The organism is Aestuariirhabdus litorea, assembly GCF_003864255.1.
In the GTDB taxonomy this organism is placed as follows: domain Bacteria; phylum Pseudomonadota; class Gammaproteobacteria; order Pseudomonadales; family Aestuariirhabdaceae; genus Aestuariirhabdus; species Aestuariirhabdus litorea.
In genome coordinates, this window is the sequence record NZ_QWEZ01000001.1 from 1,944,862 (window position 1) to 1,971,586 (window position 26,725).

Consider the following 26,725-nt stretch of genomic DNA (forward strand, 5'->3'; position numbering starts at 1 on the left):
GGCGGATACCCATAACAGGGAGCCCGGGGAACCCGCTTGGGGTATACTGCGCCGCCATGAACCGCGCCCTCACGATACTCAAGCAGACCTTCGGCTACGACGCCTTCCGCCCGCCCCAGGATGCCATTGTCCAGACCCTGATCGAGGGGGGCGATGCCCTGGTGCTGATGCCCACCGGCGGCGGCAAGTCCCTCTGCTACCAGCTGCCAGCGCTGGGGCGTCCCGGCTGCGGGGTGGTGATCTCGCCGCTGATCGCCCTGATGCAGGACCAGGTCAGCGCCATGCGGGAGCTGGGGGTGCGCGCCAGCTTTCTCAACTCGACCCTCGACGGCGCCAGCGTGCAGGCGGTGGAGCAATCCCTGCTGGCAGGTGAACTGGACCTGCTCTACATCGCCCCGGAGCGGCTGGTGCAGCCCCGCACCCTGCAGCTGCTGGCCCGGGCCGAAATCGCCCTGTTTGCCATCGACGAGGCCCACTGTGTCTCCCAGTGGGGACACGATTTCCGCGCCGACTACCTGCAGCTGTCGCTGCTCCACCAGCAGTTTCCAGCGGTGCCCCGCATCGCCCTCACCGCCACCGCCGATGAGCGCACCCGCGCCGAGATCGTCGAGCGGCTGCAGCTGCAGCAGGCACGCCAGTTCATTGCCGGCTTCGACCGCCCCAACATCCGCTACCGCATCGCCCTCAAACACAACGCCCGCCAGCAACTGCTGCGTTTTCTCAAGAGCGAACACCCCCAGAGTGCCGGCATTGTCTACTGCCTGTCGCGGCGCAAGACCGAGGAGATCGCCCTCTGGCTGGAACAGCAGGGGTTCACCGCCCTGCCCTACCACGCGGGGCTCACCCCCGAGTTGCGTGCCCATCACCAGTCCCGTTTCCTGCGAGAAGAGGGGGTGATCGTGGTGGCCACCATCGCCTTCGGCATGGGCATCGACAAGCCCGACGTGCGTTTCGTGGCCCACCTTGACCTGCCGAAAACCATCGAGGCCTACTACCAGGAGACCGGCCGTGCCGGCCGCGACGGCGAGGCGGCCGATGCCTGGATGATCTACGGCCTGCAGGATGTGATCAAGCTGCGGCAGATGATGGCCAACTCCCAGGGCAGTGAGGCGTTCAAACGCACCGAGCAGCACCGCCTCAACGCCATGCTGGGGCTGTGCGAGATCACCAGTTGCCGCCGCCAGGCGCTGCTGGCCTACTTTGGCGACCCGCTGCCGGAGCCCTGCGGCAACTGCGATAGCTGCCTGCAGCCGGTGGACACCTGGGATGGCACCGAAGCGGCCCGCATGGCCCTCAGCGCCGCCTACCGCACCGGCCAGCGCTTCGGCGTCAACCACCTGATCGACCTGCTGCTGGGCAACGCGACTGACAAGGTCCGCCAGTTCGACCACCACCAGCTGCCCACTTTCGGGGTCGGCAAACAGCTCGATAAAAGCCAGTGGAGCTCGGTGTTCCGCCAGCTGGTGGCGCGGGGGTTTTTAAAGGTGGACCTGGAGGGCTTCGGTGCGCTGCAGCTGGAGAGCCACTGCCGCCCCCTGCTGCGGGGGGAGCAGTCCATCGAGTTGCGCCGCGACAATCTCAAAAAGAGCGTCAGGCAGCAGACCCAAACCGCCCTGCCGGAGGGGATCGACGTGGCGCTGTGGGAGGCGCTGCGAGAGTGCCGCCGCGGGCTGGCGGAGGCCCAGGGGGTGCCCCCCTACGTGATCTTCAGCAACCGCACGTTGCAGGAGATGTGCCTGCTGCTGCCCCGCGATGCCGGTGAGTTCGGCGCCATCAGCGGGGTGGGCCAGCGCAAGCGGGATAAATACAGCGCCGACTTCCTGCGGGTGATCGAACAGCACCTCGCCGCCTGAGGCCCGCCGGGAGGGGGCCGAAGCCCCCGTTGCCCGCCGCTGTTTTGCGCTTCGCCCCACCTCCTTTGCGGCCCGCCCCTTTCCCCGGGAGGCGTAAGTTGGCATAATGCGCGCCTATTTTTTGCTCGCCGCCCCGGGACCGTCCCAACGCCGCGGCGCGGCTTCCCCTCTCGTGCTTTCACATCCAGGTTACTACATTGCTTACTACGGCCAATATCACCATGCAGTTTGGCGCCAAGCCGCTGTTCGAAAACGTCTCTGTTAAATTCGGCGACGGCAACCGCTACGGCCTTATCGGCGCCAACGGTTGCGGTAAGTCGACCTTTATGAAGATCCTCGGGGGCGACCTCGAACCCACCTCCGGCAACGTCTCCAAGGACCCCAACGAGCGCCTCGGAAAGCTGAAGCAGGACCAGTTCGCGTTCGAGGAGTTCAGCGTCATCGATACCGTGATCATGGGCCACGAGGAGCTGTGGGCGGTGAAGGCGGAGCGCGATGCCATCTACGCCAAGGCGGAGATGACCGAGGCGGACGGTATCCGTGCCGGTGAGTTGGAGGCCGAGTTTGCCGAGATGGACGGCTACACCGCCGAATCCCGCGCCGGTGAACTGCTGCTGGGCGTCGGCATTGAGGAATCGCTGCACTTCGGCCCCATGAGCAAGGTGGCGCCGGGCTGGAAGCTGCGGGTACTGCTGGCGCAGGTGCTCTTCTCCAACCCCGAGATCATGCTCCTCGACGAGCCCACCAACAACCTGGATATCAACACCATCCGCTGGTTGGAGGGGGTGCTCAACGAGCGCAACTGCACCATGATCATCATCTCCCACGACCGTCACTTCCTCAACAGCGTCTGCACCCACATGGCCGACCTGGACTACGGCGAGCTGCGGGTCTACCCCGGCAACTACGACCAGTACATGACCGCCTCGACCCAGGCCCGCGAGCGCCTGCTGTCGGAAAACGCCAAGAAGAAGGCGCAGATCGCCGAGCTGCGCACCTTTGTCAGCCGCTTCTCCGCCAACGCCTCCAAGTCGAAGCAGGCCACCTCCCGCGCCAAGCAGATCGACAAGATCCAGCTCGACGAGGTCAAGCCCTCCAGCCGCCAGAACCCCTATATCCGCTTCGAGCAGGAGAAGAAGCTGCACCGCCTTGCCCTCGAAGTAGAGGGGATGGGCAAATCCTTCGACGACGCCGAGCTTTTCTCCAGCCTTAACCTGATGGTCGAGGTGGGGGAGAAGATCGCGGTGATCGGTCCCAACGGCATCGGTAAGTCCACCCTGCTGCGCTGCCTGGTGGGTGACCTGGCGCCCAGCGCCGGCACCATCAAGTGGTCCGAAAACGCCACCCTCGGCTACTACGCCCAGGACCATGCCGCCGACTTCAACAGCGACAAGACCCTGTTCGACTGGATGGCCGACTGGGGCAAGGAGGGGGACGACGAGCAGGTGATTCGCGGCACCCTTGGCCGCCTGTTGTTCTCCCAGAACGAGATCGGCAAATCGGTACGGGTGATCTCCGGTGGTGAGCAGGGGCGCATGCTGTTCGGCAAGATGATGCTGCAACGCCCCAATATCCTGCTGATGGACGAACCCACCAACCACCTGGATATGGAGTCGATCGAATCCCTCAACCAGGCACTGGAGGATTACGCCGGCACCCTGATCTTCGTCAGCCACGACCGCGAGTTCGTCTCCTCCCTGGCGACCCGCATTATCGAGCTGACCCCCACCGGGATCGTCGATTTCCACGGCACCTACGAGGATTACCTGCGCAGCCAGGGGGTGGTCTAACCCCCTTCCGGCGGGCTGTCCCGCAATAAGACTTCGGGGGGCCCAGCCCCCCATTCTCCACTCTCCTTCCCCAAGTTCCCCTGATTGTCATCTGGATGGCAGTTCCCCCCCTTATCATCTATTACACTCAGACTCTTTAATAACGATAAGGGTCACCGGTTCGACCGCCCTGACCCACCAGCCTGAGAGCAGATATTATGAGTCAGTCCCCCGTACAACTGGATGATAAATATAAAAAAACCACCGGCAGGATCTACATCAGCGGCAACCAGGCGCTGGTGCGACTGCCCACGTTGCAACATGAGCTGGACAAGCGGGCCGGCCTCAATACCGCAGGCTTTATCTCAGGCTACCGGGGCTCCCCCATCGGCGGTTTCGACAGCACCCTCTGGGGCGCACAGAAGCTGCTGGATGCCCACCAGATCAGCTTCCAGCCGGGGGTCAATGAGGACCTGGCCGCTACCGCCGTGTGGGGCACCCAGTTGCTCAACGCCGTGCCCGACCCCACCGTCGACGGGGTCTTCGGTATCTGGTACGGCAAGGGCCCCGGTGTCGACCGCTCCGGCGACGCCCTCAAGCACGCTAACTACGCCGGCACCCACCCCTATGGCGGGGTGCTGGCCCTCTACGGCGACGACCACCCGGGCAAATCCTCCTCCATCTCCCACCAGAGTGAGCAGGCCCTGGCCGCCAACAGCATCCCCTCCCTCTACCCGGCCGATGTAGCCGAGTTTATCGAATTCGGCCTCAAAGGCTGGGCGCTATCGCGCTACTGCGGCCTGTGGGTCGGTTTCAAGGGGGTCAACGAGACCATCGAGCAGACCGCCACCATCGATATCGATATCGATAACTTTGCGGTCAACCTGCCCGACAAGAGCGACGTCCCGGCCGAAGCGGTCAACCTCAGCACCGCCACGTTTGTGCAGCCCATCGCCACCGAAGTCAACGTCACACGCTTCCGCCTGCCCCTGGTGCACCGTTTCGTGCGCGCCAACGGCATCGACCGCCAGGTGTTCCCGGTACCGGCCAATCGTCGACTCGGTATCGTCAGCGCCGGTAAGTCCTACAAGGATGTGCGCGAAGCACTGCAGATGCTCAATATCGACAGTGAGCGCGCCGCCGAACTGGGCCTCTCCCTTTACAAGGTTGGTTGCATCTGGCCCCTGGAGCCCGAAGGGCTGACCGAGTTCGCCTCAGGCCAGCAGGAACTGCTGTTTATCGAGGAGAAGCGCCCCTTCCTGCAATCACAGGCGGCGGAGCTGCTCTACGGCCAGGAACAACGCCCCCGTATCGTCGGCAAACAGGATGACCAGGGCCAGACCCTGCTGCCCTCCGATGTGCAGCTCGAGCCTGCCCAGATCGCCATGGTGATCGCCGCCCGCCTGATGCACAACGGCGCCGAGGTTGACTCCCTCAAGCCGCTGACCGCAAATCTCCAGGCGCGGGCGGAGTTTGTGCCCACCATGCCCGAGGTGATGCGTACCCCCTATTTCTGCTCCGGCTGCCCCCATAACACCTCCACCCGTGTACCCGAGGGCAGCACCGCGATGGCCGGTATCGGTTGCCACGCGATGGCGGTGCTGTTCCGTCCCGACACCCTGACCCCCTGCCACATGGGTGCCGAAGGGGTACAGTGGACCGGCCTGTCCCGATACACGAAGACCCCCCACATCTTCCAGAACCTGGGGGATGGCACCTATTACCACTCCGGCCTGGTGGCCATCCGCGCGGCCGTCGCCTCCGGTGCCAACATCACCTATAAAATCCTCTACAACGACGCCGTCGCCATGACCGGTGGCCAGCCGGTGGACGGCCCCATCTCCGTGGGCGAGATCTCCCACCAGGTGGTCCACGAAGGGATCAAGCGCTGCGTATTGGTCAGCGACAACCCGGACCAGTGGCGCAACAATCCCAGCCTGGCCCCCGGCGTCGAGGTGTTCCACCGCGACCGCCTGGACCATGTGCAAAAGATGCTGCGGGAGATCGAGGGCTGCACCGTCCTGCTCTACGAGCAGACCTGCGCCGCCGAGAAGCGCCGTCGGCGCAAGCGCGGCCTGATGCCTGATCCCAGCAAGCGCCTGTTCATCAACCCCGATGTGTGCGAGGGCTGCGCCGACTGCTCCGTGCAGTCCACCTGCGTCAGCCTGCAGCCGCTGCCCACCGATCGCGGCACCAAGCGCCGTATCGACCAGTCGAACTGCAACAAGGACTACAGCTGCAACAAGGGCTTCTGCCCCTCCTTCGTCACCGTACTGGGAGGCAAACCCCGCAAGCCCAAAGGCGCCCAGATCGATCTCTCCCGTTTCGATAACCTGCCGATGCCCAAGCCGATGCCCATCGACACAAGCTACAGCGTGATGATCACCGGTATCGGTGGATCCGGTGTGATTACCGTCGGCGCGATTCTGGGGATGGCCGCCCACATCGAGGGCAAGGCCTGCTCCATCTACGACATGACCGGCCTGTCGCAAAAAAATGGCGCCGTCTACAGCCACCTGAAGCTGGCCAACCATCCCGACCAGCTGCACGCGCAGAAAATCGGTGTTGGTGAATCCCAGCTTGTCCTGGCCTTCGACCTGGCCGCCGCGCTGGCGCCCGAAGCGGCTCGTACCATCAGCCTCAACCAGACCCAGGTGATCGGTAACAGCCAGGTGTCGCCGACCGCTGCCTTCCAGATCGATCCCAGGCTCGCGCCCGATAGCCAGCGCATGCAGCAAACCCTGCGTGATAAGGCGGGGGCCGATAAGGTCGATTGCATCAACGCCTCGGGACTGGCCCTCTCCCTGCTGGGTGACACCATCGGTGCCAACCTGTTCGTGGTCGGCTACGCCCTGCAGAAGGGGCTGCTGCCAATTTCCATCGAAGGGGTGATCGAGGCGGTTAAGCTCAACGGCATCGCCATCGATTTCAACCTGCTGGCCTTCAATCTTGGGCGCCTGGCCGCCCAGGATCCGGCGGCGATTGAGTCGATGATCCAGCGTCCCCAGGTGATCAAGCTGCCGCAAAGCTTGAGGGAGGTGCGCAGCAACGACATCGCCCTGCTGACCGACTACCAGAACGCCGCCTACGCGCAGCAGTACAGCGACCTGGTGGACCGGGTTGCAGAGGCCGAAAATCGCCTTAAGCCCGGCTCCGAGCGCCTCTCCCTGGCCGTGGCCCGCAGCCTCAGCAAGCTGATGGCCTACAAGGATGAGTACGAAGTGGCTCGCCTGCACAGCGACCCCAAGCTGCTTGAGCGGATCAAGGCCGAGTTCGAGGGGGACTACCAGCTGCGCTTCAACCTGTCTCCGCCGCTCCTCGCCAAGCGCCATCCCGACACCGGCCTGCCGGTCAAGCGGGAGTACGGCAGTTGGATGCTGGGCGCCTTCCGCCTGCTGGCCCGCCTCAAGGGGCTCCGCGGCAGCGCGCTGGATATCTTCGGTTACACCGACGAACGCCGCCAGGAGCGTCGCTCCATCGAGGAGTTCCGGTCGGTGGTGGAAGAGATGCTCGGCACCCTGAGCGAGAAGAACTTCGACACCGCCGTCCAGCTCGCCGAGCTGCCCCTTGAGATCAAGGGCTTCGGCTACGTCAAGGATCGCAACCTGGAGCAGGTGAAGGCGAGCCAGGAGGCGCTGCTCAAGGAGTTCCGCGAAGGGCCCAAGGTTGTGCAGCTGCACGACCCTAAAGCGGTGGCCTGAGCCATCGGGGACTGAGCCACAGTGCACGCAAGGGGACCCTCGGGTCCCCTTTTTCGTGAGGAGCCCGTCTATTCTGCCCTGGTCGCGGCCCCGCTAAGCGCAAACCCGGGTCCTTTCCGGTAACGCAGAAAATACCCCTATGTTTTGTGTCTATACTCTCTTCGGTGTGATCTGCCTGCGCAGCCAAGCACCCATGGAGTAAGTCACAGCGAACATCGCTATACAGGAAAGGAGCAGACAATGAATCGTTCATGGAAAGGAATCACCTCACTGCTGACGGGAGCAACGTTGCTGTTGCTCATCCCAGTGGCCAATGCCGACGGGGTGGAAGCAAGCGAACGCACCGACAGCTGGAAAATGACCCAGGGGGGTAAGATTTACGATAATTGGGCTAAAGTGGTCTATGCCGATACTTCCCAATTCGACACCCATCCCCTCTACCCCAAAGAGGGCAAGAAAAGCGGCGCTACTACCTGGCGTTGCAAGGAGTGCCACGGATGGGATTACAAGGGAGCAGACGGTGCCTACAGCAAGGGTAGCCACTTCACCGGAATCAAGGGATTACGTGATATGGTCGGCAAGTCTACGGACTCGATTATCGAGGCGATCCTGGCCCCTTCCCATGGCTTCACCGAGCAACTGATCCCTGCCGCCGCCCTCAGCGAGCTGGCGCTCTTTATCAGCCGCGGGCAGATCGACATGGACCAGTACATCGACCGCGCCACCAAAAAGGCCCATGGGGACCCCCAGAAGGGTGCGGCTTTCTACCAAAACATCTGCGCCAACTGCCATGGCTATGACGGTCGCCTGCTCAACTTTGACAAGGCACCCAAGAAGGAGTTTGTAGGAACCGTAGCCCAGGCCAACCCCTGGGAAACCCTGCACAAGATCCGTAACGGCCAGCCGGCCTCTCCCATGGTCGCGCTCGGCATGCTGAGTATTCAGGACCAGATCGACCTGCTGGCTTACTGCCAAACCCTGGCGGCGGAATAGCCAGGCACCCACCCCGCCCAGCGGGATGGTCGTCCAGGGAGCCTGAAACGGCCAGCTTCGTTGTTGCATCCTTTGCTAAGGGCTACGGCCTTTAGCGACAGTTTGCCTGGAATCTGGCCTTTTCAGGCGCTTGCAGAAGCCGCTGAGACTGGTTCGCAGGCGCCTTAGTTCTGGTATTTGCTGCGATCACCGATATCGTAGTGGAGCGGCATCTGCCACTTGCGCAGGGCCAGGTAACCCATGAGGCCACCGGCCACCAGCGACAGGGATACCGCTAGGGTCCCACTGCCGGCGGCCCTCGCCAGCACCATCGCCAACAGCAACAGGGGCACCCAGCGTAACCCCACCACCCGGAAGCAGTGACTCTCCTTGAAGGCTACCCCCGACAGCGTCACCAACAGCAGCCCCTCCACCAACAGCGGTAGCGCAGGCACCCCCAGACGGGGAGCAAGCGCCGCCCACAACAGCCCCAGCAGGGTGCTCATCAGCAGGGCGTAGCGAATGCGCTTATCGTAGAGATGCAGGGAACTGGCCATCAGAGTCGCCGCCAACATCAGCAAGGCCTGCCTGAAGGGTGCCAGAGGCTGGCCGGCCCAGTGCCCAACCGCCGACAGCAGATACAGCGCCGCCAGGCTGATGCCGGTGCGATAGATTCTAACCAGGGTACGATCAAAGGCATCGAGCGTCGCTATAACATTCGGGTCGGCCATCGCAGTTTTCCCACGGACAGTGGTTTCAGCATCAAGTATAGGCAGCGGCGCCCGCTGCAACCGGGGTGCGGCTTCGGCCACTACAGGTTGAAGCGATAGTTGATATCAACAATGGTGGCGTAATTGTTTTTGTAGCGACCCTTGACCCGACCGGTCAGGATGGAGTTCTCCTGGTCTACCGGGGCATCACCCAGATCGATATACTCCAGGTTGATGCCCAGTATATCCCCCCCGGAGAGGGTACGGGTCACACCGGCACCCAGGATAAACGCATGGTCCAGCGGCAGGTAAAGGGTGCGCTCGTCGTTGTCGACCGGCGATGCCATGTAGCCGATGCCCAGGGATAACTCGGTCAGGTTATCCCACTGGTAACCGACCCCCACCGTAGTGAGGTAGCTATCCTTGAAGGCCGACCTGACCGATACATGGTCGGGACCGGCCGACACCGAGGTCACTCCAAACTCGGACATATCGATCCAGAGAATATCAGCGGTCAGGCTGATGCGGTCGTTAAGCTGGTGAAAAAGACCGAACTGCAATTGCTGCGGGATTTTAAAATCGACGTCGATCTCTTCGCCCAGAAGTCCCAGGCTATTGAGTAGCAACAGGTAGCCGTCATCGATATTCCGAAATTCGGGGGTACCATCAAGATCGACCTTGACTTCTGAGCGGTAGCTGAGACCTGCTCGGGTTTGGGTCGTAAGATCATAGAGGGCGCTTAACGAATAGCCAACACCGATGCCCTCCTCTTCCAGCTTGATGCGACCATCGCCCCGTGGCCCAATATTATTGACCCGCACCGAATTTTCCGAATCGACGTACATCACTTGCAGGCCACCGGCCAGCGAAAGATCGTTCCACCGGTAGGCCAGCGATGGATTCATCGACAGGAACACCAGCGACGTCTCCTGGGACAGATAACGTCCAGCCCAGTGCCGCCCATAGTCGTTGCCAAAACCCGAGGGCACGTTGATCGAGAACCCGGCCACCCAGTCGTCATTCAGGGGGCGCGTGTAATACAGACCGGGAATAAAATTGATGTCCCGCGCCGAGTCAGGATCGCCGCCGCCGAAGGTGCTCTCCTCTACTTTGAAGTCGGAGTGGGTGTAAGCCGTAGCCAGCTGTAGCTCCAACTGGTGATTCAAGTGGGTCATTCCCGCAGGATTCCAAAACGCCGTATCCGGCGCATCGGCCAATGCAGTTAGCCCACTGAAACCGGCACGTTTCGCCTGAGCGCCCGGCGACACGCAGAGCAGGCTAAAGGCCACACAAGAGAGACAGGTCAAGGTTGTCTTTTTCATCATCGTCCGTGGAATGTTGAAGGGGCGCTGCCACCCGTCGGCGGCGGGTCAATACTTGGCTGGGTCAGCGGCCACGTCCATTCACCATACCATAGAGGCTAGTGCATCAGTCCTCAACCATTGTTTCGCAGCCGCTTAATAGCCGCCTCGACCAGCCCCAGGGAAGATAACCCGCCGGTTTCTCAACAAGCCATCGAGGGTGCGCTATCGGACACGGGTGAGCCCCCCTCCGTTTCACCCGGCGCCGCCTTCAATAGTCCTGCTCAACAGAATCTGACGGGTTGGCCTCCCTCGCGAGCGTGCTCCGGGGGCGCGCAAGCACGGGCCAGGGCAGCCCCCAGGGGTCGGCCCAGTGCTCGATCTGCCGAGCCACCGCCTCTTCGAGGAAAGCCCGCCCCTGCCGGGGCGGCAGCCGAAAACTGAGGCGCTCCCCCCGCCACTCGAAGCGCAGGGCATAAGCGTGCAGATAGCCTCGATCCCAACCCTCTGCCTCGCTGCTGTCGCTGTAGCGGGCATCCCCCAGTATCGGTGCCCCCAGGCTCTTCATCGCCACCCGGATCTGGTGGGTGCGGCCGGTGGCGGGTTTGAGCAGGAACAGGCGGCGCCCCTCCCCCACTGAGTGGCTGAAAAACTGGGTGATTGCCGGTTTGTGGCGGCTCTTCTCCAGCTTCCAGCTGCCACGCCGGGCCCGGCTCATGTCACCGCTCACCAGCCCCTGCTTGCGGCTGGGCTTGCGGGCCGATAACGCCAGGTAGAACTTGTCGATGCGGCGCGCACGAAAAAGATCCGCCAGGCCCGCCGCGGCTTCGGCATGGCGAGCCAGCAACAGGAGTCCCGTGGTGAGGCGGTCGAGGCGGTGCACCAGGAAGAGTTTCTCCTCCCCCTGCTCACGGACAATTTGGGCCACCAGCCCTTCCGGGCCGTCATCGCGGTGTACGCTGACCCCGGGGGATTTATCGATCACAAGGAAGTCGGGGTGGGCATAATGGATCTGGTAGGAGTGGCTCATCGGAGAAGGGGGGCGCTATGGGGGCTCCATTATCCCCCGCCACTGCGGGCTTGCCCAGTGGCGTGGTTGAGTTTTACCGCTTCTGCCGCCAAAATAACGGTCCCTGCGGCAGCCGCCGCAGATTGCATAATCCACTGCGTGGCGGCAGCTGCCCCTGCACTGAAGCGCGCAGAGACACACTGGGGAACCACAGAATGAAAATGATTACCGCCGTGATCAAGCCCTTCAAGCTTGATGATGTTCGCGCCGCCCTCTCCGATATCGGCATCCGCGGGATGACCATCGAAGAGGTCAAGGGATTTGGTCGCCAGAAGGGCCACACCGAGCTCTACCGGGGCGCCGAGTATGTCGTCGACTTCCTGCCCAAAGTGAAGCTGCAGATCGCGGTTGACGAAAGTGTGCTCGAACAGGCGATCGAAACGATCCAAAATTCAGCCTGCACCGGCAAGATCGGCGACGGCAAGATCTTTGTCAGCAGCCTTGAGCAGGTGGTACGCATCCGTACCGGCGAAACCGGCCCGGAAGCACTGTAGCGGGTACCCCTGAAAATAATGCCGGCGCGGGCGGGTCGCCCCGCGATCAGGATACAACCATAGCCAGATTGCCGCCCCGGCACCGGTCGAACAGCGAGCGCTCGCCTCATAACAAAAAAAAAGGCGCCTCAGTGGCGCCCATAAAGTGCCTAGGAGAATAGAGATGTCGATCACACGAATCGGTGGCCTGCTCGCCACCCTCGTTGCGCTGTGCGCGCTCCCCCTACCGGCGATGGCCGATGAGCTCAGCAGTGGCAACACCGCCTGGATTCTCACCTCCACCGCCCTTGTACTGTTCATGACCTTGCCTGGCCTGTCGCTGTTCTACGCTGGGCTGGTCCGCACCCGCAACGTGCTGTCGGTATTGATGCAGTGCTTTGCCATCGCGTGCGTGGCCTCCCTGCTGTGGATGATCGTGGGTTACAGCCTTGCCTTCACCGACGGCGGCAGCGCCAACAGCCTCATTGGCGGCCTCAGCCAGGTGTTTTTTGCCAATATCCAGCAAGAGACACTGGCCGGCGATATCCCCGAGTCGCTGTTTGCCATGTTCCAGATGACCTTTGCCATCATTACCCCGGCGCTGATCGTTGGTGCCTTCGCCGAGCGGGTGCGCTTCTCCGCCATGCTGCTGTTCAGCGGCGCCTGGCTACTGCTGGTCTACGTGCCCGTCACCCACTGGGTATGGGGTGGTGGCTGGTTGAGCGAGCTGGGCTTGCTCGATTTTGCCGGCGGCACCGTGGTGCATATCACTGCAGGTATTGCGGCGCTGGTGTTCGCCATGGTGGTGGGCAACCGCAAGGGCTTTGGTACCACCGCCATGCCTCCCCATAACATGACCATGGTGGTGACCGGTGCCGGTATGCTGTGGGTCGGCTGGTTCGGCTTCAATGCCGGTAGTGCGCTGGCCGCCAATGGCGACGCCGCCATGGCGATGCTGGTCACCCATATCTCCGCCGCCGCCGGCTCCCTGACCTGGATGGCAATGGAGTGGATCAAGCACGGCAAACCTTCTGTACTGGGTATAGTGACCGGCATGGTGGCGGGCCTGGGCACCATCACCCCCGCCTCGGGCTATGTTGGCCCCGGCGGTGCGCTGATCATCGGCTTCTCGGCCGGTATTGTCTGCTACTACATGACCCAGGCGATCAAGCAAAAGTGGAAGATCGACGACTCGCTGGATGTATTCCCGGTGCACGGCGTCGGCGGTATTCTGGGGACCCTGATGGCGGGTATCTTCGCTTCCAGTGAGCTGGGCGTGTTCAGCGGGCAGGGGTTGGCCGAGGGCGCGACCATTGCCAGCCAGCTGGGGGTACAGGCGATCGGCGTCATCGCCACCGGCCTCTATACTGCAGTGGTAACGCTGGTACTGATGAAGATCATTGACCGTATCGTGACCATCCGTGTAGACCTCGACGAAGAGACCGAGGGTCTCGACCTGGTGCTGCACGACGAACGCGGCTACGACCTGTAAGCCTGAGCGCTACCACCGGCGCTAACAAAACACCCCGTATTGCAAAGTCGGGGTGTTTTGTTTTAACTCTTTCTATACAATCGGTGGAAGGGTTCAACCAGCAGACGATCGAGGAACATTCATGAGCAAACCTGCTGATTACAGGGAGTTGAGCTGTAGGCAGTGCATCGACAACCCCGACCTCGGTTTTGACTTCACCATGGCGTTCCAGCCGATCGTCAACTGTGCCACCCAATCCATCTTCGGCTACGAAGCACTGGTTCGTGGCAAGGCCAATGAATCCGCCTACTCGATCATCTCGCGCGTCAATGAGACCAACCGCTATCGCTTCGACCAGCAGTGCCGTGTCAAGGCGATCTCGCTGGCGGCCCAGCTCGGGGCCAACGCCATGATCAGCATCAACTTCCTTCCGAACGCGGTCTATCGCCCCGAACTCTGTATCCGTACCACCCTCGAGGCGGCAAAACAGTTCAACTTCCCCATCGAACAGATCATGTTTGAATTTACCGAAGTTGAAAAAGTGAGAGATCACGGGCATCTCAAGGAGATCGTTGAGTATTACCAGAAGCTCGGATTCAAAACCGCTATTGATGACTTCGGGTCGGGCTATTCAGGCCTGAACCTGCTGGCCGACTTCCAGACCGATATCGTGAAGATCGATATGGAGCTGGTACGCAACATCGATAAGGACCCGGTGCGCCAGTCCATCGTCAAAAATTCCATCAATATCTTCAGGGACCTCAATGTCACGACCCTGGCCGAGGGCGTAGAGACCCGCGAGGAGATGCTCTATCTCAAGGAGGCCGGGGTGGAGTTGATGCAGGGGTACTACTTCGCCAAACCGGGATTTGAGTCACTGCCGGAGGTCGATTTCGCCAGTCTGGGCCCCTAGCGCAAGCCCTCCGCTAACGGCGGGCCATGGCCAGCCCCCGTCAGCGGATACCCAAACCCTATAGGGCTAGACCCTAAACCGCTCCGCCTGGGTGCGATAGAGTTCGGCGAGCTCCGCCAACTCCTGAGCCTGCCCGATCAGCTCCTGCATTCGGCCGTTGAGCACCTCCACAGTCGAGGTATTTTCCTCGATCTCCTCCCCCATCTGCTGCAGTGTATGCTCCTGCTCACCGGTTGCATCGGCCGCAGAGCGGTTCCAGCTCGACACCTGGCTGATCTCCTCGGCACGAGAGGCCATACGGTCGGAAACCGCCATGACCTGAGCGGCATTGCGGGTAGTCTGCTGCTTGCCACTTTCCATCGCCTGCACCGTTTTAACCACGCTGCTGTCGAGACGTTCAAGGACCGTCTGAATCTCATCGGTAGAATCGCTGGTGCGTTGGGCCAGCGCCCGCACCTCGTCAGCCACCACCGCAAACCCGCGCCCTGACTCTCCCGCACGGGCGGCTTCAATGGCGGCATTGAGGGCCAGCAGATTGGTCTGCTCCGAGATGCCTCGAATCGCCTGCAGCAGGGCCGTTACCGCTTTAACATCCTGGGTCAGCTCACCGAGATAGCTGGCCACCCGGTCGATCTCCTCCTCCAATAACCGCATATCCCCCATCACCTTGAGCACCTGCTGATTGTCATCGAGGCTGGCATGGGCCACCGACGATGAGCGCTCCGCCGACTCCGAGCTATTGGCCACCACGCCGGACATACTGTCGAGTACCTGCTGGGCTGAGTTGGAGAGTCTCTGTGACAGCGACAACTGGGATTGGGTGGAGTGGCGAGCCTGGTCGCCCAGGTCGTTGAGGGTGGTGCTGCTTTCACTGAGGCGCTCGGCAATCCGGTGAAACTCCGAGAAACTTTCCGCCAGCTGATCCATCATGCGGTTAAAGGCCACTTCAGCGGGCTGTTCGGCCGCTGGCAGTCGTATCGACAGGTCGGCCTGCGCCGAGATCTTCTCGATCGCCTCGGCGATCCCCCGGTTGGTGTTGGACTCCCGCGCCATCAGGGTCGCCATCAGCATCAGCACCGCCGCTTCAACACCGGCAAACAGAGCGTGGACAAAGGTGATGCCCCAGTTGCACTCGTTGGCAAACACGATCAGCGGCATACCCGCCAGACTGGCCCCCTCCAGCTGCAGGTAGGTAAACAGCAAGTGATGAACCGCGACAGTCACCAGAGCCACCAGAATCGGCTGCCAGCGCTGGTAGATCAGCAGCACCACCATCGAGGCAAAGATGTGAAAGTGCATCTCGATCATTCCCAGCTGGCTCTGAATCAGGAGCGCCGAGGTGCTCATCATCAGTACGGCGCCAAGCAGCCCGAACAGGGGGGTCCCCTTGAGCAGGCTGTACCCGATCTGGGTCAGCAGCGCGATCGCCACTGCGCTGGCGAGGCTGAACCCCAGCATGCCGACCCCGACAAAGCCACTGACCAGGAGTATGGGGGCCTGCATCAGCAGCAGGAAATAGAGGCGTCGGTCATTCAGGGGCAAAGTGGAATCGGTCGTAGTCATGGAAAAGGATACTCAGGTGTTGGAATGGGAAACGGTCGCCAGCTCGTCGAGAAGCCGCTGCGGATCAAGCTGTGGGGCACTATAGATTCGTCTTAGCCGGTGTTGGGGGTCCAGCAGGTAGAGGGCTCCTCCATGCTCGCCCGCTTCTCCCAAAGGGCGGTCGCGAAGCTGGTGCTGTAACCTGGAAAGCGCAGCGACCTCCATGCGGGCACTGTGGAAACGGGAGGAGCGGGAGTCGATCAGTTGATGCCTGAGGGAGGGGGTATCCCCCCGGGGATCGAGGGTCACGAACAGAAAGCGTACCGGCAGCTGGCGAAGACGCTCCTCGGCCTCCAGCGAGCGCTCCAGCGCCACCATCTGCCCAATGCGCAGAGGGCAGACCTGACTGCAGCTGAACAGTCCCAGAAACAGGTAGGTGTAATGTGGCTCTGCATCGGACCGCTTCGCCACTCCATCGACAGCCTGCCAGCGAAACGGCGTGATAGAAGCCTCGGTAGTTATCCCCTGGCTGCCCTGCCCCCACTGCACCAGCCAGCCAAGACCCAAGACCAGTAAAAGACTCAGGCTCGCCAGCAGGGCAAACAGAAAAAGCGGTCTGGATGAAGTAGAAACCATAGTCTGGTTTATAACACCGTTATCGATTGAATAACCCTATACGTTTCGTCGTCATTATTGGATCACTTTGCTTCCGTTGGCAACTGGCGATGGGTTCATCAGGGTCCTGAATACGGTGGCACCCCACCGGCTTGAGGAAGTTGCTGTGCCATTGAGCCTCAACGCCCTCGTCAATCCCCTCCACACCCAGGCTGTTGGCCTTCGACAATACCGCTTTGGCCAGTGAGCGCTGTCGTGGATTGGTTCCCAGGTCATCGGAAAAACCGGAGATCTTAACGACATCATCCTTAACCGGGGTCACTCGCCCCTTAAGGTCGGTCGTTGATATGATTCGCTGGGAGGTATCAAACTCCAACTCCCTGTCAGTCACGGGCAGGCTCAGCCTCATCTGTGAGTTCTCCTGGCCGCTTCGATAAAGTACCGAAGCCCTGTCGTTATAATTTTTCTGCTTAGACTAAAGGTCAAAAAATGCTGACTACCTGCGCGCTTATCATGTCGCTATAAAGAAGGTAGTTGCTCATATTGGATCTATCCAGACTTAAATGAATGGGCAGTCGCAATACAAAAAGCCCGCATTCGCCTGTATCGAAAGCGGGCTTTTTGCAACCTCATAACTCTCTTTCCTAATGGCGAAACCGAGCAATGATTACCTTTGGCTAAGCGGTTTTCCATCACCGTAAAACTTCCAGTACGGCCGGGTCAGTTTGCGGGGAAACAACAGGGCCCGGCATACGTTCGACAGCCAGCCTCTTCGCTGGAACGGGGCGTAACACAGAGGCGGGTAAAAATCTCAGTTCAACAGCGCCATAAACTCCGCCGGCGGCGGGCTTTCGATCAACAGAGTCTTTTCCGTACCCGGCTTTTTCACCCCCAGGCGCAGAGCATGCAGACCCATGCGGGCCCCTTCGTGTCCATAGCGGGGATCCCCCACCACTGCGTGTCCAAGCCAGGCCAGATGGGCACGAATCTGGTGCTGGCGACCGGTCTCCAGCTCGACCCGCAACAGGGTGCGAGCCGTACCACTGCGCTCAGTGGTGAAGTGGGTGACCGCCCGTTTGGCGTCTGGGTGCTGGCCCACGTGCATCTGGTAGAGCACCGGATCAAGGCGCAGCGGCTGGTTGATGGTCCCGCCGCCCGGCTTGGGCGTCCCCTCCACGATCGCGAGGTAGGTTTTCTCGCTTGTCTCCCATCCCTTCATCACCGCCTCGCGCACCTCGCGGGAGGTGGCAAACAGCAACACACCGGAGGTCGCCCGGTCGATCCGGTGCACCGGCCACAGCTTGACCGGCTTGTTGCGCCGCGACAGCTGGTCGCGCAGGATACCCAGCGCATGGGGTTCCTTATCCTTGGGGGAGGCCACCGACAGCAGGCCGGCGGGCTTGTTGATCGCAATCAGGTCCCGGTCCTCGTAAAGGATCTCCAGCCGCGGCCGGCTGGCGGACACCTGGCCGGGGCTGGCTTCCACATTGACGCTGTCGCCCGGGTTAAGGGGATGGTTGTGACGGGTCACCGACTGGCCGTTGACCGTCACGCAACCACTTTTAAGGCGCTGTTTAATGGTGCTGCGGGACCAGCCCTTAAGCTGCGCCTCGAGGAAACGCATCAGCTCGGTCCCGGACTGGACCCTGAATCTGTCTGACATGGTGGTGGCCTTTGGGAGGGGATGCGCGCTCGGCGCTTTGGCGAAGAGCCCCGCCAGCGATGCGCAGACCGGGGATAAATGGCCGCCACGGTGACAGGTTAACGGTTGAAAAGCCACCTTTTTCGACCCCCGTGGGCCTATCGCCCCCCTTTTGCCCGCCAGCGCTTGCGCCAGGCCTGGGGAGAGACGCCCTGCCAGCGCTTGAAGCTACGACTGAACACCGCCAGCTCGGCAAACCCCAGGTTAAGGGCCAGGTCGGTGAGGCTGATGGAGGAGTTTTGCAGGTGCTGCAGGGCGATCTGCTCACGGGTTTCACGCAACACCTCGACGTAACTGAGGTGCTGCGCCTGCAATCGCTTTTGCAGCACCCGGGGGTGCAACCCCAGGGCCGCCGCACAGCGGGGCAATGAGCACTCGCCGCTGGGGAGCAGGTTGCTGATCGCATAGCGCAACTGCAGCTGCAGGTCGTTGGGGTAGGTCGCCTCCATGTAGTCCAGCTGACGCTGGAGGTGGGCGCTCAGCAACTGCTCGTCGCGCCGGGGCAGTGCCTCCAGCCAGCTCGCCGGGAACAGCAGGGCGTCACAGGACTGGGAAAAGAACACTTCAGGGTACCCTTCGAGCTGGCGGCCATAGTCCCCCTGGGCAACGGGATCCTGGGTGACCCAGAGCTGGTAGTCCTGGGCTTCTCCTCCACAGAGATCCACCAGGCTGCGGTAGAGCACCCCCAGACTCAGCTGCATTAGCTGCGTCATCCCCCGCGGACTGCTGAACTCAAACCTGAGACTCACCAAATGGCGATCCGGATGATGGGGAACCGCGCGCTGCTCGGTGGTGAGTCCGCTGGCGTGCAGGTGCACGTACTGCAGCATCACCTCGATGGCGCGAGCACAGCAGGGCTCCTGGGCCGCCCGCAACACCAACTCCCCCACCACCGAAAAGCTCTGCCGGCGCGACAGCTCAAAACCAAACCAGGGAAAGCCACAGGCCTCGGCGGCACACTCCATCAGCTCGGCCACCCGCCCATAGGGCAGGTAGGCATCGGGCTGGCTAAGCAGTGCACTGCTCAGCCCCTGTTCAGCCAATAACGCATGAGGGTTGCCCCCCAGGCGGGTGACCAGGTTTTCGAACCCCTGAAGGGCACCAGTGCGCACCAGATACATCGCCCCTCCGTTCGTCATTAATCAAATTTGATTCGCAAAAAATCAAACATAGCAGAGAGGGGGCTGATAGAGTAGATGCTCTAATAATAAGATCGGCTGCGGCCGTTATCAGCGGAGTCCCCATGAACAACAGCCATTTCGACTACATCATCGTCGGTGCCGGTTCCGCCGGCAGTGTCCTCGCCAACCGCCTCTCGGCCAACCCTGCCAACCGGGTCTGCCTGCTGGAGGCCGGCCCCGCTGATGATTCGGTGTTGGTTCGCTGCCCGATGGGGGTAGTCGCCCTGATGCAGAGCAAGGCGCGCAACTGGCTCTTTAACAGCGTACCCCAACCCAGCCAACACCAGCGCGAGATCTTCTGCCCGCGGGGGAAGACACTGGGGGGCAGCAGCGCGGTCAACGCCATGCTCTATATCCGCGGACACCGCTCCGACTATGACCACTGGGCCGCTCTCGGTAATGAGGGCTGGAGCTTTGATGAGGTGCTGCCCTACTTCAAGGCTACCCAGAACCAGGAGCGGGGCGAGAGCGAGTACCACGGCGTAGGCGGCGGCCTCAATGTCGCCGACAGCCGCTCCAACCACCCCATTGGGCCGTGTTTTATCGAAGCCGGAAAACAGGCAGGCTACCCCGTTACCGATGATTTCAACGGCGCCCAACAGGAGGGTGTGGGTGCCTACCAGGCCACCCAGATCAACGGCGAACGCTGCAGCGCGGCACGGGGCTTCCTGCACCCGGTGCTGGAGCGCCCCAACCTGACCCTTTTTACCGAAGCCCGGGTCCAGCGATTGTTGTTTGAGGGCAAGCGTGCCAGTGGGATCGAGGTGCGCATCAAGGGCAAACTGGAGCGTCTCAGCGCCAGCAAGGAGGTGATCCTAAGTGGCGGCAGCTTCAACTCCCCGCAGCTGTTAATGCTGTCCGGAATCGGGCCTGCTGAGGAGCTGGCCAGGCATCAAATCGAGCCCGTGCAGGTACTGCCCGGCGTCGGCCAGAACCTGCAGGAGCACGTCGATATCGTCTCGGTGGTCAAAAGCCGCCACTCGGGCCCCTTCAGCCTGCACCCCTCCTCCTGGTGGTACGCCTCCCGTGAGCTGTGGCGCTACATCACCCAGAGGCGCGGCTTTTTCAGCACCACCTTCGTGGAGAGCGGGGGCTTTATCAAATCGAGCCCCGACAAGGAGGTGCCGGACCTGCAGCTGCAGTTTATCCCCATGGCGATGGACGACCACGGTCGTAACCTCAGCTTCCTTTTCGTGCGCGGACTGTCACTGCACAACTGCCTGCTGCGCCCGCAAAGCCGGGGCAGCGTGACCCTCAACAGCCGCGACCCCGAGGCCGATCCCCGCATCGACCTCAATATGCTCAGCCACCCGGAGGATATGTCCACCATGATTCGGGCGGTGCGCATCAGCCGCGAGCTGCTGCGCCAGCCCGCCCTCAAGCGCTGGAACGATGAGGAGGTGTTCCCCCGTGCCGATCAGGAGGGGGACGAGGAGATTGCCGAGTTCCTTCGTGAGAAAGCCAACCACGTCTACCATCCGGTCGGGACCTGCAAGATGGGCCAGGACGAGATGGCGGTGGTGGACAGCCGCCTGCGGGTACATGGGGTCACCGGGCTGCGGGTGGTCGACGCCTCCATCATGCCCACCCTGATTGGCGGGAACACCAACGCTCCCACCATCATGATCGGTGCCAAGGCGGCGGATATGATCCTCGCGGACAACGCCCGGGCGGCGGAGTGAGCAGGCTCCCCTGATTAGCAGCCTTCAAGGCTGCGCAGGCGGTTGAGGGCTGCCGCGAGTTCCTGCAGCCGCGGCATCGCCAGCACCCCCTGCACAAAGGGGGTCAGGGGATCGAGTCCATCGCTCTCGGTGCGCTCGAGCAGCTCCCTGAGCTGCTCTACCAGGCCGGGACCCGCCTCCGCCATCGTCCCTTGAGTCGCTGCGGCGTAGGCCTGCAGCAGGTAGCCGATGCTCAGCAACTGCCCCTCGTCCACCAGCTGCTCCACCCGGGCGAGGTCGACCTCCTCGCTGCCCAACCGCAACAGGCGGGTACCAAAGGCCCGCACCTTCTCCCGCCGGACAAGGGACGGCGCTCGCAGGGGCCGCACCCGTGCGGCCGCCGCGCCAATGGGGGGACGCTCGACGCTGCAGCGAAGGGTATCGGGATCGGCCAGCGCCTGCGCCCGCGCGCTCAAGTCCCGGGGGCTGTAATGGTCCATCATGATTACCCGCCCGGCGGCGGCAAAGAAGTCACCACTGCCCCCCATTACCAGCACCACCGATACCCCCTCAGCGGCCAGCGCCGCCACCCGCTGCACCAGGGGGGTGATCGGCTCGCAGGCATCGCTCACCAGCGCCTGCATGCGGCGGTCGCGGATCATGAAGTTGGTGGCACAGGTATCCTCATCGAGCAGCAGGCAGCGGCAGCCGGTGGCCAGCGCCTCAATCAGGTTGGCGGCCTGGGAGGTGCTGCCGCTGGCATTATCGCTATCGAAGCAGTGGGTGGAGCGCCCCCCCGGCAGCTCGCCGATAAAGGGGCTGATATCCACCTGCCGCACCGAACGGCCATCTTCGGCGCGGATCTTGACGGCGCTGGGATCGGTGACCACCCGCTCGCGCCCATCGCCGGGGATATGGTCGTAAACCCCTCGCTCCAGGGCATGAAGCAGGGTCGACTTGCCGTGGAATCCCCCCCCCACGATCAAACTGACCCCGGTGACGATCCCCAGCCCCCGGATCGGGCTGCCGTCCCTCAGCTCCAGCTCCACAGCCAGGCTATCGGGGGACCGCCAGGGCACGGCCCCCTCCAGGGGTCGATCATCGATGCCGCTGGCGCGGGGCAGGATCGCGCCGTCAGCGATAAAGGCCACCAGCTGGTGTGCCTCCAGCTGCGCCCTGAGGTGCTGCTGGTCCAGCACCGAGCGCAGATGCTGCTCCAGCGCCGGCAGGTAGGTATCCAGCGGCAGCAGGCTCGCGGCCACCAGCTGCACCAGCTCCTCCAGCAGGCGCAGGGCCTGGCGCGCCGCCACCCGGCGCCCATTGGCCGGCAGCCCCAGCTGGCAGCGCACCTCCAGCTGTTGGGGGTGCGCCAGCACCGCATTGCGCCGCAACACCTGCTGGCCGTAGCGGGCCATGCGAATCTCGCCGCTGTTGCCGGAACCCCGCACCTGCCCCCGATGGTGCTGCATCGCGCTCGACAGCCGGCGGCCGAAAAAGTCCTCCAGCGCCACCCGCTGGGCGGCGCTGTGCTGCAGGGCAGCGGGCAGCGGCAGCGACTCGCGACCAATCCTCAGGCTGCAGCGGCTGGGATCGGCAAAAGGATCCCCCTGAACGTGATCGATACTCAGCTCAAAACCGGGCAGGGTATAGCGGCCTTCGACCGCCTTGTAGGCCTTGTAGCCGGCACCATCAATCGCCAGCAGGCGGCGCTGCAGCTGTTCATAGGGGGCGGGGGTCGACTCGGGCATCGGGAGCTCCTGCAGTTAATTTCCGTATTTGGGCAGCAAACCTCCCTAAAGGCGGCATCCGCCAGTGGTCCCTCTGCCCTGCTCACGCACCCTGTATTATAGTGGCCTGTCCTAGCCTGACGACCGGAGCCCGGCCATGAGTAAGACCATCAACCTGATTCCCCTGCTCTCCCCTTCACTGGGAAGCGAGCGATCGCTCAAAGTGATCCGCTGGAGCGGGGGCGACGGTCCGGTCACCTACCTGCAGGCGGCGCTTCACGCCGACGAGTGGGGGGGCATCCACTGCCTGCACTACCTCGAGGCGCTGCTCGATAGCGCGCTGGAGCGGGGCGAACTGCTGGGAACGGTGATCATGGTGCCCGTCGCCAACCCCATCGGCCTCGGCCAGCACCTTAACGGCTACACCGTCGGCCGCTTCGACTTCGATTACAGCGGTAACTTCAATCGCAATTTCCCGCGCCTGGCCCCGCTGGCGATCCCCCTGCTGGAGGCGAGGCTGGGCAGCGACGCCGAGCAGAACAACCGCCTGGTGCGGGAGACCCTGCGCGAGTGCCTTAACGACCTCAGCCCGCAACTGGAGGCGGAGGTGCTCAAGCAGCGGCTGCTGGAGCTGTCGCTGGAGGCCGATATCGTGCTCGACCTGCACTGCGACAGCGAGGCCACCCTGCACCTCTACGCCAACCGCCGCCACCAGCACACCGCTGCCGAGCTGGCCGCCTTCGTGGGGGCCCCGGTGCTGCTGCTGGAGGAGTCCACCGAGGGGGCCCCCTTTGACGACGCCAACGCCGCTCCCTGGTGGCAACTGCAGGAGCAGTTTCCGCAGCACGCGATCCGCAACGGCTGCTTCGCCTGCACCCTGGAGCTGCGGGGCCGCACCGATATAGAGGCCCACCTCGCCCGCCAGGATGCCGAGGGGGTGTTCCGCTTCCTGCAGCAGCAGGGGGTGATCGCGGGCACGCCGGAGCGCCCACAGCGCCTCACCGAAGGCACGCCGCTGGATGGGCTGGACGCGGTCAAGGCGCCGCTGGCCGGACTGGTGGAGTACTGCAAGGAGGTAGGGGACCTGATCGAGGCGGGAGAACGAGTCGCCTGGATCATCAACCCCTACGCCGACCACCACGATAACCAGAGGGTACCGGTATACGCCAAGACCGGGGGCCTGTTGTTCGCCCGCCGTCGCGACAAGATGACCCGCCCCGGGCACACCCTGGCCAAGATCGCCGGAGACCACTCGCTGGCCTTCCGCAAGGGGGGCAAACTGCTGGAATACTAAGGAGCCTGCGAACAAGTCCCTGCGGCTTCTGCAAGCGCCTGAAACGGCCAGATTCAAGGCGCAGACTGCCGCTAATGGCCGTAGCCCTTAGCAAAGGCTGCAACACAGAAGCTGGCGGTTTCAGGCCCTGCCCTGCGGGGCTTTCAGCTTGGTCCGCACTCTGCGTTGTGACTTTTTGCAAGGTCTGGACATTGCTGCAAAGCCACGCCTTGATTGCAAACCAAGCTGAAAGCCAGAAGTTCGCAAGGACTTATTTGCAGGCTCCCTGAGAACGATTCTTGATAAGAATCATGTTCCCCCCGCCTGCAGGGGGGCACAATGGTCCCCTGGATCACAGGAGAGACCCATGCCCCTCATCACCGACCACATGAGCGCCGACCACCGGCGCTGCGACGCGTTGTTCAGCAGCGCCGAAAACCACGCCGATGCCGGCCGCTGGGCCGAGGCCCAGACCGCCTGGCAAGGGTTCAGCGAGGCGCTGGAGGCCCACCTGGGAATGGAGGAGCAGGTGCTGTTCCCCGCCTTCGAGGCCGCCACCGGCATGAGCGCCGGGCCCACCGCCGTGATGCGCATGGAGCACCAGCAGATGCGGGCCCTGCTGGCGGAGGTGGCCGCGGCCGCCGCAAACCACTCCCGCGCCGACTTCCTGAGCAGCTGCGAAACCCTGATGGTGATGATGCAGCAGCACAATATGAAGGAGGAGCAGATCCTCTACCCCATGGCCGATCGCTCCCTGCCGGATGCCGCCACTACCCTGCAGCAAATGCGCTCCGCCTGAGTCGCCCCATGGCCGCCATCGAGCTCGATCTCAGCGAACTGGAACCGCCACAGCCCTGGGAACAGGTGGTCGAACAACTACCGCGCCTCAACCAGGGCGACTGGCTGCAGCTTTGGCATCATCGCGATCCCATCCCCCTGTGGGGCCTGCTCGACCGGCTACAGCTCCAGTACCGCTGCCTGGCGCGGGAGACGCTCTCTCCCGCGCTCGCGGCCACATTGGGGAATCCCCCGTCGCGGGCCCGCTACTGGGTCCTGGTGTGGAACCCCGCTGACCCCGTGGTCGCAGAACAGTGCCTGGCGCTGCTGAGCCGATGAACAGCGCGGGTCTCAACTTCAGCCATATCCCCCCGCTGTCGGTCCCCTTCCGCTTTTTTATCAGCGCCAGCCTGTTTGGCCTGCTGGCGGGGGGGCTCCTGTTGCTGGCCCCCTTTCCCACGGCCGCCGAGGGAGGGCTGGCGAATCGCTGGCATCCGGCGCTGCTGGGGGTGACCCACCTGCTGGTGCTGGGGGTGATCCTGATGGTGATGTTTGGCGCCCTCTTCCAGATCCTGCCGGTGGTGGGGGCCCCCTCCGTTACCCGCCCCGCCGCGCGGGCGGCCCTGATCCATCCCCTGCTCTGCCTGGGTACACTGGCCCTGGGCGGTGGCTTTATGCTGCTGGATACGGAGGCGGGGCGCTGGGGGTTGCGGGCCGCCCTGCTCCTGCTACCGGCGGCCCTGCTGCTGGGGATGGCCAGTTACCTGCCACCGGTGCTGGCGGCACTGCGTCACAACGCCACCCTGCGCCAGGCCAGCTGGGCATTGCTGGCGCTGGCCGTTACCCTGCTACTGGGGGTATGGCAGCTGCTGGGGTGGAACCTGCCGGGCCGCTTTCCCCTCAACCGGGGGCTGACCAACCTGCACGCCCTCTGGGGCAGCCTCGGCTGGTGCCTGTTGTTGATCGGTGCCGTCGCCTACCAGGTGGTGCCCATGTTCCACACCACCCCGGCGGTGCCCGCCCCGGTACAGCGCTTCAGTGCCCCACTGCTAGTACTCCTGCTGGCGGGACTTAGTCTCAGCCAGGTCTGGCCGGCGTTGAAAGGGCTGTTCGAGGGGCTGCTTTCACTCTATACCCTGGCGCTTGCCCTCGGCCTGCTGTGGAACCTCTCGCGTCGCAAGCGCCGCGTGGCGGATGCCACCCTGCGGGCCTGGCAGCTGGCCGCCACCAGCCTGCTGCTGACGGTCCCCCTTTACTGGCTTGGCAAGGCCGGCTGGGTATCCCCGAGCCTGGCCTTTGCCCTGCTGCTGTACGGCGCCATTCTCAGTGTGGTGGTGGGTATGCTGCTGAAGATCAGCGCCTTCCTGCTCTACCTGCACCTGCAGCAGCGCTGCGGCGACTGTTTCGAGGCCTTTGGCCAGTTGCCGAAGATGCATGAACTGGTGACACCACAGCAGGGGAGCCGCCTCTTGCAACTTCACCTGCTGGCCCTGTTACTGGTGCTGGGAGCGGTGGCCGGTGGATTGCCAGCGGCGTTGGTGGGGATCGCCCTGTGCGCCGAGTTTGGCTACCTGCTGGGATTGCAATACCGGGCGCTGCGGCGCTACCGGCAGGCGTGCCGGCGCATCGACCCGTTGCTGGCCCGGACCCCGACAATGCCCACCGGGTTCACAGGCTAAGGGGGTTGAAGCTGCGGGCCGCTGTGCAATACATCCGCTGCTTGCGCTGGTCGTCGAGGTTGTAGGGATACTGAGTGTTTTCCACCTTATCCCCATACTCCTGGCAACGTTGGCGGAATCGCTGTTTGGCCTCGACTCGGCAGCGCCGGTATTCGATGCTGCCGCGGCGGTAGTTGTAGCAGACCGAGCGTGGCACGATGCGATACTGCTCCTGCCGCCAGCGCGGCTGGGTAAGTTCGGATTCCGCCTCCGCTGAAGCGGCTGTTGTGCTCAGGAGAGCGGGCAGCAGTGCGGCCATCCCCATCCATCCCTGGATCTTCATCGGTTACTCCTCTT

At 62.9% G+C, this 26,725-nt stretch carries 22 protein-coding genes; 12 read left to right on the top strand and 10 right to left on the bottom strand.

Annotated elements, in window-relative coordinates:
- Positions 1 to 56: 56 nt before the first annotated feature.
- The 4 genes from recQ (at position 57) to D0544_RS09020 (ending at position 8,316) form a co-directional block, all read left to right on the top strand.
- Complete coding sequence (gene recQ / locus D0544_RS09005) at positions 57 to 1,853, top strand: DNA helicase RecQ (RefSeq protein ID WP_125015614.1); 1,797 nt, start codon at positions 57 to 59, stop codon at positions 1,851 to 1,853.
- 197 nt (positions 1,854 to 2,050) lie between these two features.
- Entirely contained in the window at positions 2,051 to 3,643 is a 1,593-nt protein-coding gene (locus D0544_RS09010) for an ABC-F family ATPase (protein WP_125015615.1), read from the top strand.
- A gap of 197 nt (positions 3,644 to 3,840) precedes the next feature.
- On the top strand, positions 3,841 to 7,323 hold the full coding sequence (locus tag D0544_RS09015) for an indolepyruvate ferredoxin oxidoreductase family protein (protein ID WP_125015616.1): 3,483 nt from the start codon (positions 3,841 to 3,843) through the stop codon (positions 7,321 to 7,323).
- A gap of 240 nt (positions 7,324 to 7,563) precedes the next feature.
- Positions 7,564 to 8,316 (top strand): c-type cytochrome, encoded by a 753-nt coding sequence (locus tag D0544_RS09020; RefSeq protein ID WP_125015617.1) that lies wholly within the window; start codon positions 7,564 to 7,566, stop codon positions 8,314 to 8,316.
- Between the two features lie 164 nt (positions 8,317 to 8,480).
- Here the strand turns inward: D0544_RS09020 and D0544_RS09025 are convergent, their stop codons facing one another.
- The 3 genes from D0544_RS09025 to D0544_RS09035 form a co-directional block, all read right to left on the bottom strand.
- The gene (locus tag D0544_RS09025) at positions 8,481 to 9,026 is read right to left on the bottom strand and encodes a DUF2301 domain-containing membrane protein (protein WP_125015618.1); all 546 of its coding nucleotides are present in this window, start codon (positions 9,024 to 9,026) and stop codon (positions 8,481 to 8,483) included.
- An 80-nt stretch (positions 9,027 to 9,106) separates the two neighbouring features.
- Positions 9,107 to 10,330: an OmpP1/FadL family transporter gene (locus D0544_RS09030; protein WP_125015619.1), complete on the bottom strand. Its 1,224-nt coding sequence runs from the start codon at positions 10,328 to 10,330 to the stop codon at positions 9,107 to 9,109.
- 247 nt (positions 10,331 to 10,577) lie between these two features.
- On the bottom strand, positions 10,578 to 11,336 hold the full coding sequence (locus tag D0544_RS09035) for a TIGR01621 family pseudouridine synthase (RefSeq protein ID WP_125015620.1): 759 nt from the start codon (positions 11,334 to 11,336) through the stop codon (positions 10,578 to 10,580).
- Positions 11,337 to 11,530: 194 nt separating this feature from the next.
- Between D0544_RS09035 and D0544_RS09040 the strand changes: the two genes are divergently transcribed.
- From D0544_RS09040 to D0544_RS09050, 3 genes are all read left to right on the top strand, one after another.
- On the top strand, positions 11,531 to 11,869 hold the full coding sequence (locus D0544_RS09040) for a P-II family nitrogen regulator (RefSeq protein ID WP_125015621.1): 339 nt from the start codon (positions 11,531 to 11,533) through the stop codon (positions 11,867 to 11,869).
- A gap of 163 nt (positions 11,870 to 12,032) precedes the next feature.
- Positions 12,033 to 13,340 (top strand): ammonium transporter, encoded by a 1,308-nt coding sequence (locus D0544_RS09045; protein WP_125015622.1) that lies wholly within the window; start codon positions 12,033 to 12,035, stop codon positions 13,338 to 13,340.
- Positions 13,341 to 13,461: 121 nt separating this feature from the next.
- The gene (locus tag D0544_RS09050; protein WP_125015623.1) at positions 13,462 to 14,232 is read left to right on the top strand and encodes an EAL domain-containing protein; all 771 of its coding nucleotides are present in this window, start codon (positions 13,462 to 13,464) and stop codon (positions 14,230 to 14,232) included.
- Between the two features lie 66 nt (positions 14,233 to 14,298).
- Here D0544_RS09050 and D0544_RS09055 read toward each other — a convergent pair whose 3' ends face one another.
- The 5 genes from D0544_RS09055 to D0544_RS09075 form a co-directional block, all read right to left on the bottom strand.
- Positions 14,299 to 15,795 carry a methyl-accepting chemotaxis protein gene (locus D0544_RS09055; protein WP_125015624.1) on the bottom strand — a complete coding sequence of 499 codons (1,497 nt, stop codon included), beginning with the start codon at positions 15,793 to 15,795 and terminating at the stop codon, positions 14,299 to 14,301.
- A 12-nt stretch (positions 15,796 to 15,807) separates the two neighbouring features.
- Entirely contained in the window at positions 15,808 to 16,410 is a 603-nt protein-coding gene (locus D0544_RS09060) for an SCO family protein (RefSeq protein WP_125015625.1), read from the bottom strand.
- A 19-nt stretch (positions 16,411 to 16,429) separates the two neighbouring features.
- Positions 16,430 to 16,798 (bottom strand): hypothetical protein, encoded by a 369-nt coding sequence (locus tag D0544_RS09065; RefSeq protein WP_125015626.1) that lies wholly within the window; start codon positions 16,796 to 16,798, stop codon positions 16,430 to 16,432.
- A gap of 402 nt (positions 16,799 to 17,200) precedes the next feature.
- Complete coding sequence (locus D0544_RS09070; protein WP_125015627.1) at positions 17,201 to 18,052, bottom strand: RluA family pseudouridine synthase; 852 nt, start codon at positions 18,050 to 18,052, stop codon at positions 17,201 to 17,203.
- Between the two features lie 137 nt (positions 18,053 to 18,189).
- Positions 18,190 to 19,212 carry a helix-turn-helix domain-containing protein gene (locus D0544_RS09075; RefSeq protein ID WP_164880884.1) on the bottom strand — a complete coding sequence of 341 codons (1,023 nt, stop codon included), beginning with the start codon at positions 19,210 to 19,212 and terminating at the stop codon, positions 18,190 to 18,192.
- Between the two features lie 122 nt (positions 19,213 to 19,334).
- Between D0544_RS09075 and D0544_RS09080 the strand changes: the two genes are divergently transcribed.
- Complete coding sequence (locus D0544_RS09080) at positions 19,335 to 20,954, top strand: GMC family oxidoreductase (RefSeq protein WP_125015629.1); 1,620 nt, start codon at positions 19,335 to 19,337, stop codon at positions 20,952 to 20,954.
- Positions 20,955 to 20,968: 14 nt separating this feature from the next.
- Here the strand turns inward: D0544_RS09080 and D0544_RS09085 are convergent, their stop codons facing one another.
- Entirely contained in the window at positions 20,969 to 22,681 is a 1,713-nt protein-coding gene (locus tag D0544_RS09085; protein WP_125015630.1) for an ABC-ATPase domain-containing protein, read from the bottom strand.
- Between the two features lie 136 nt (positions 22,682 to 22,817).
- Here D0544_RS09085 and D0544_RS09090 point away from each other — a divergent pair, with 136 nt between their 5' ends.
- From D0544_RS09090 to D0544_RS09105, 4 genes are all read left to right on the top strand, one after another.
- Positions 22,818 to 23,954: a succinylglutamate desuccinylase/aspartoacylase family protein gene (locus D0544_RS09090; protein ID WP_125015631.1), complete on the top strand. Its 1,137-nt coding sequence runs from the start codon at positions 22,818 to 22,820 to the stop codon at positions 23,952 to 23,954.
- A 346-nt stretch (positions 23,955 to 24,300) separates the two neighbouring features.
- Positions 24,301 to 24,732 (top strand): hemerythrin domain-containing protein, encoded by a 432-nt coding sequence (locus D0544_RS09095; protein ID WP_125015632.1) that lies wholly within the window; start codon positions 24,301 to 24,303, stop codon positions 24,730 to 24,732.
- Positions 24,733 to 24,740: 8 nt separating this feature from the next.
- Positions 24,741 to 25,049 carry a DUF2249 domain-containing protein gene (locus tag D0544_RS09100; protein WP_125015633.1) on the top strand — a complete coding sequence of 103 codons (309 nt, stop codon included), beginning with the start codon at positions 24,741 to 24,743 and terminating at the stop codon, positions 25,047 to 25,049.
- Positions 25,046 to 26,389 (top strand): hypothetical protein, encoded by a 1,344-nt coding sequence (locus D0544_RS09105; protein ID WP_125015634.1) that lies wholly within the window; start codon positions 25,046 to 25,048, stop codon positions 26,387 to 26,389. The genes D0544_RS09100 and D0544_RS09105 overlap by 4 nt, the downstream gene beginning before the upstream one ends.
- Here D0544_RS09105 and D0544_RS09110 read toward each other — a convergent pair.
- Positions 26,379 to 26,711, bottom strand: coding sequence for a hypothetical protein (locus D0544_RS09110; protein ID WP_125015635.1), 333 nt, complete (start codon positions 26,709 to 26,711; stop codon positions 26,379 to 26,381). The two genes, D0544_RS09105 and D0544_RS09110, sit on opposite strands and share 11 nt — an antisense overlap.
- Positions 26,712 to 26,725 lie beyond the last annotated feature (14 nt).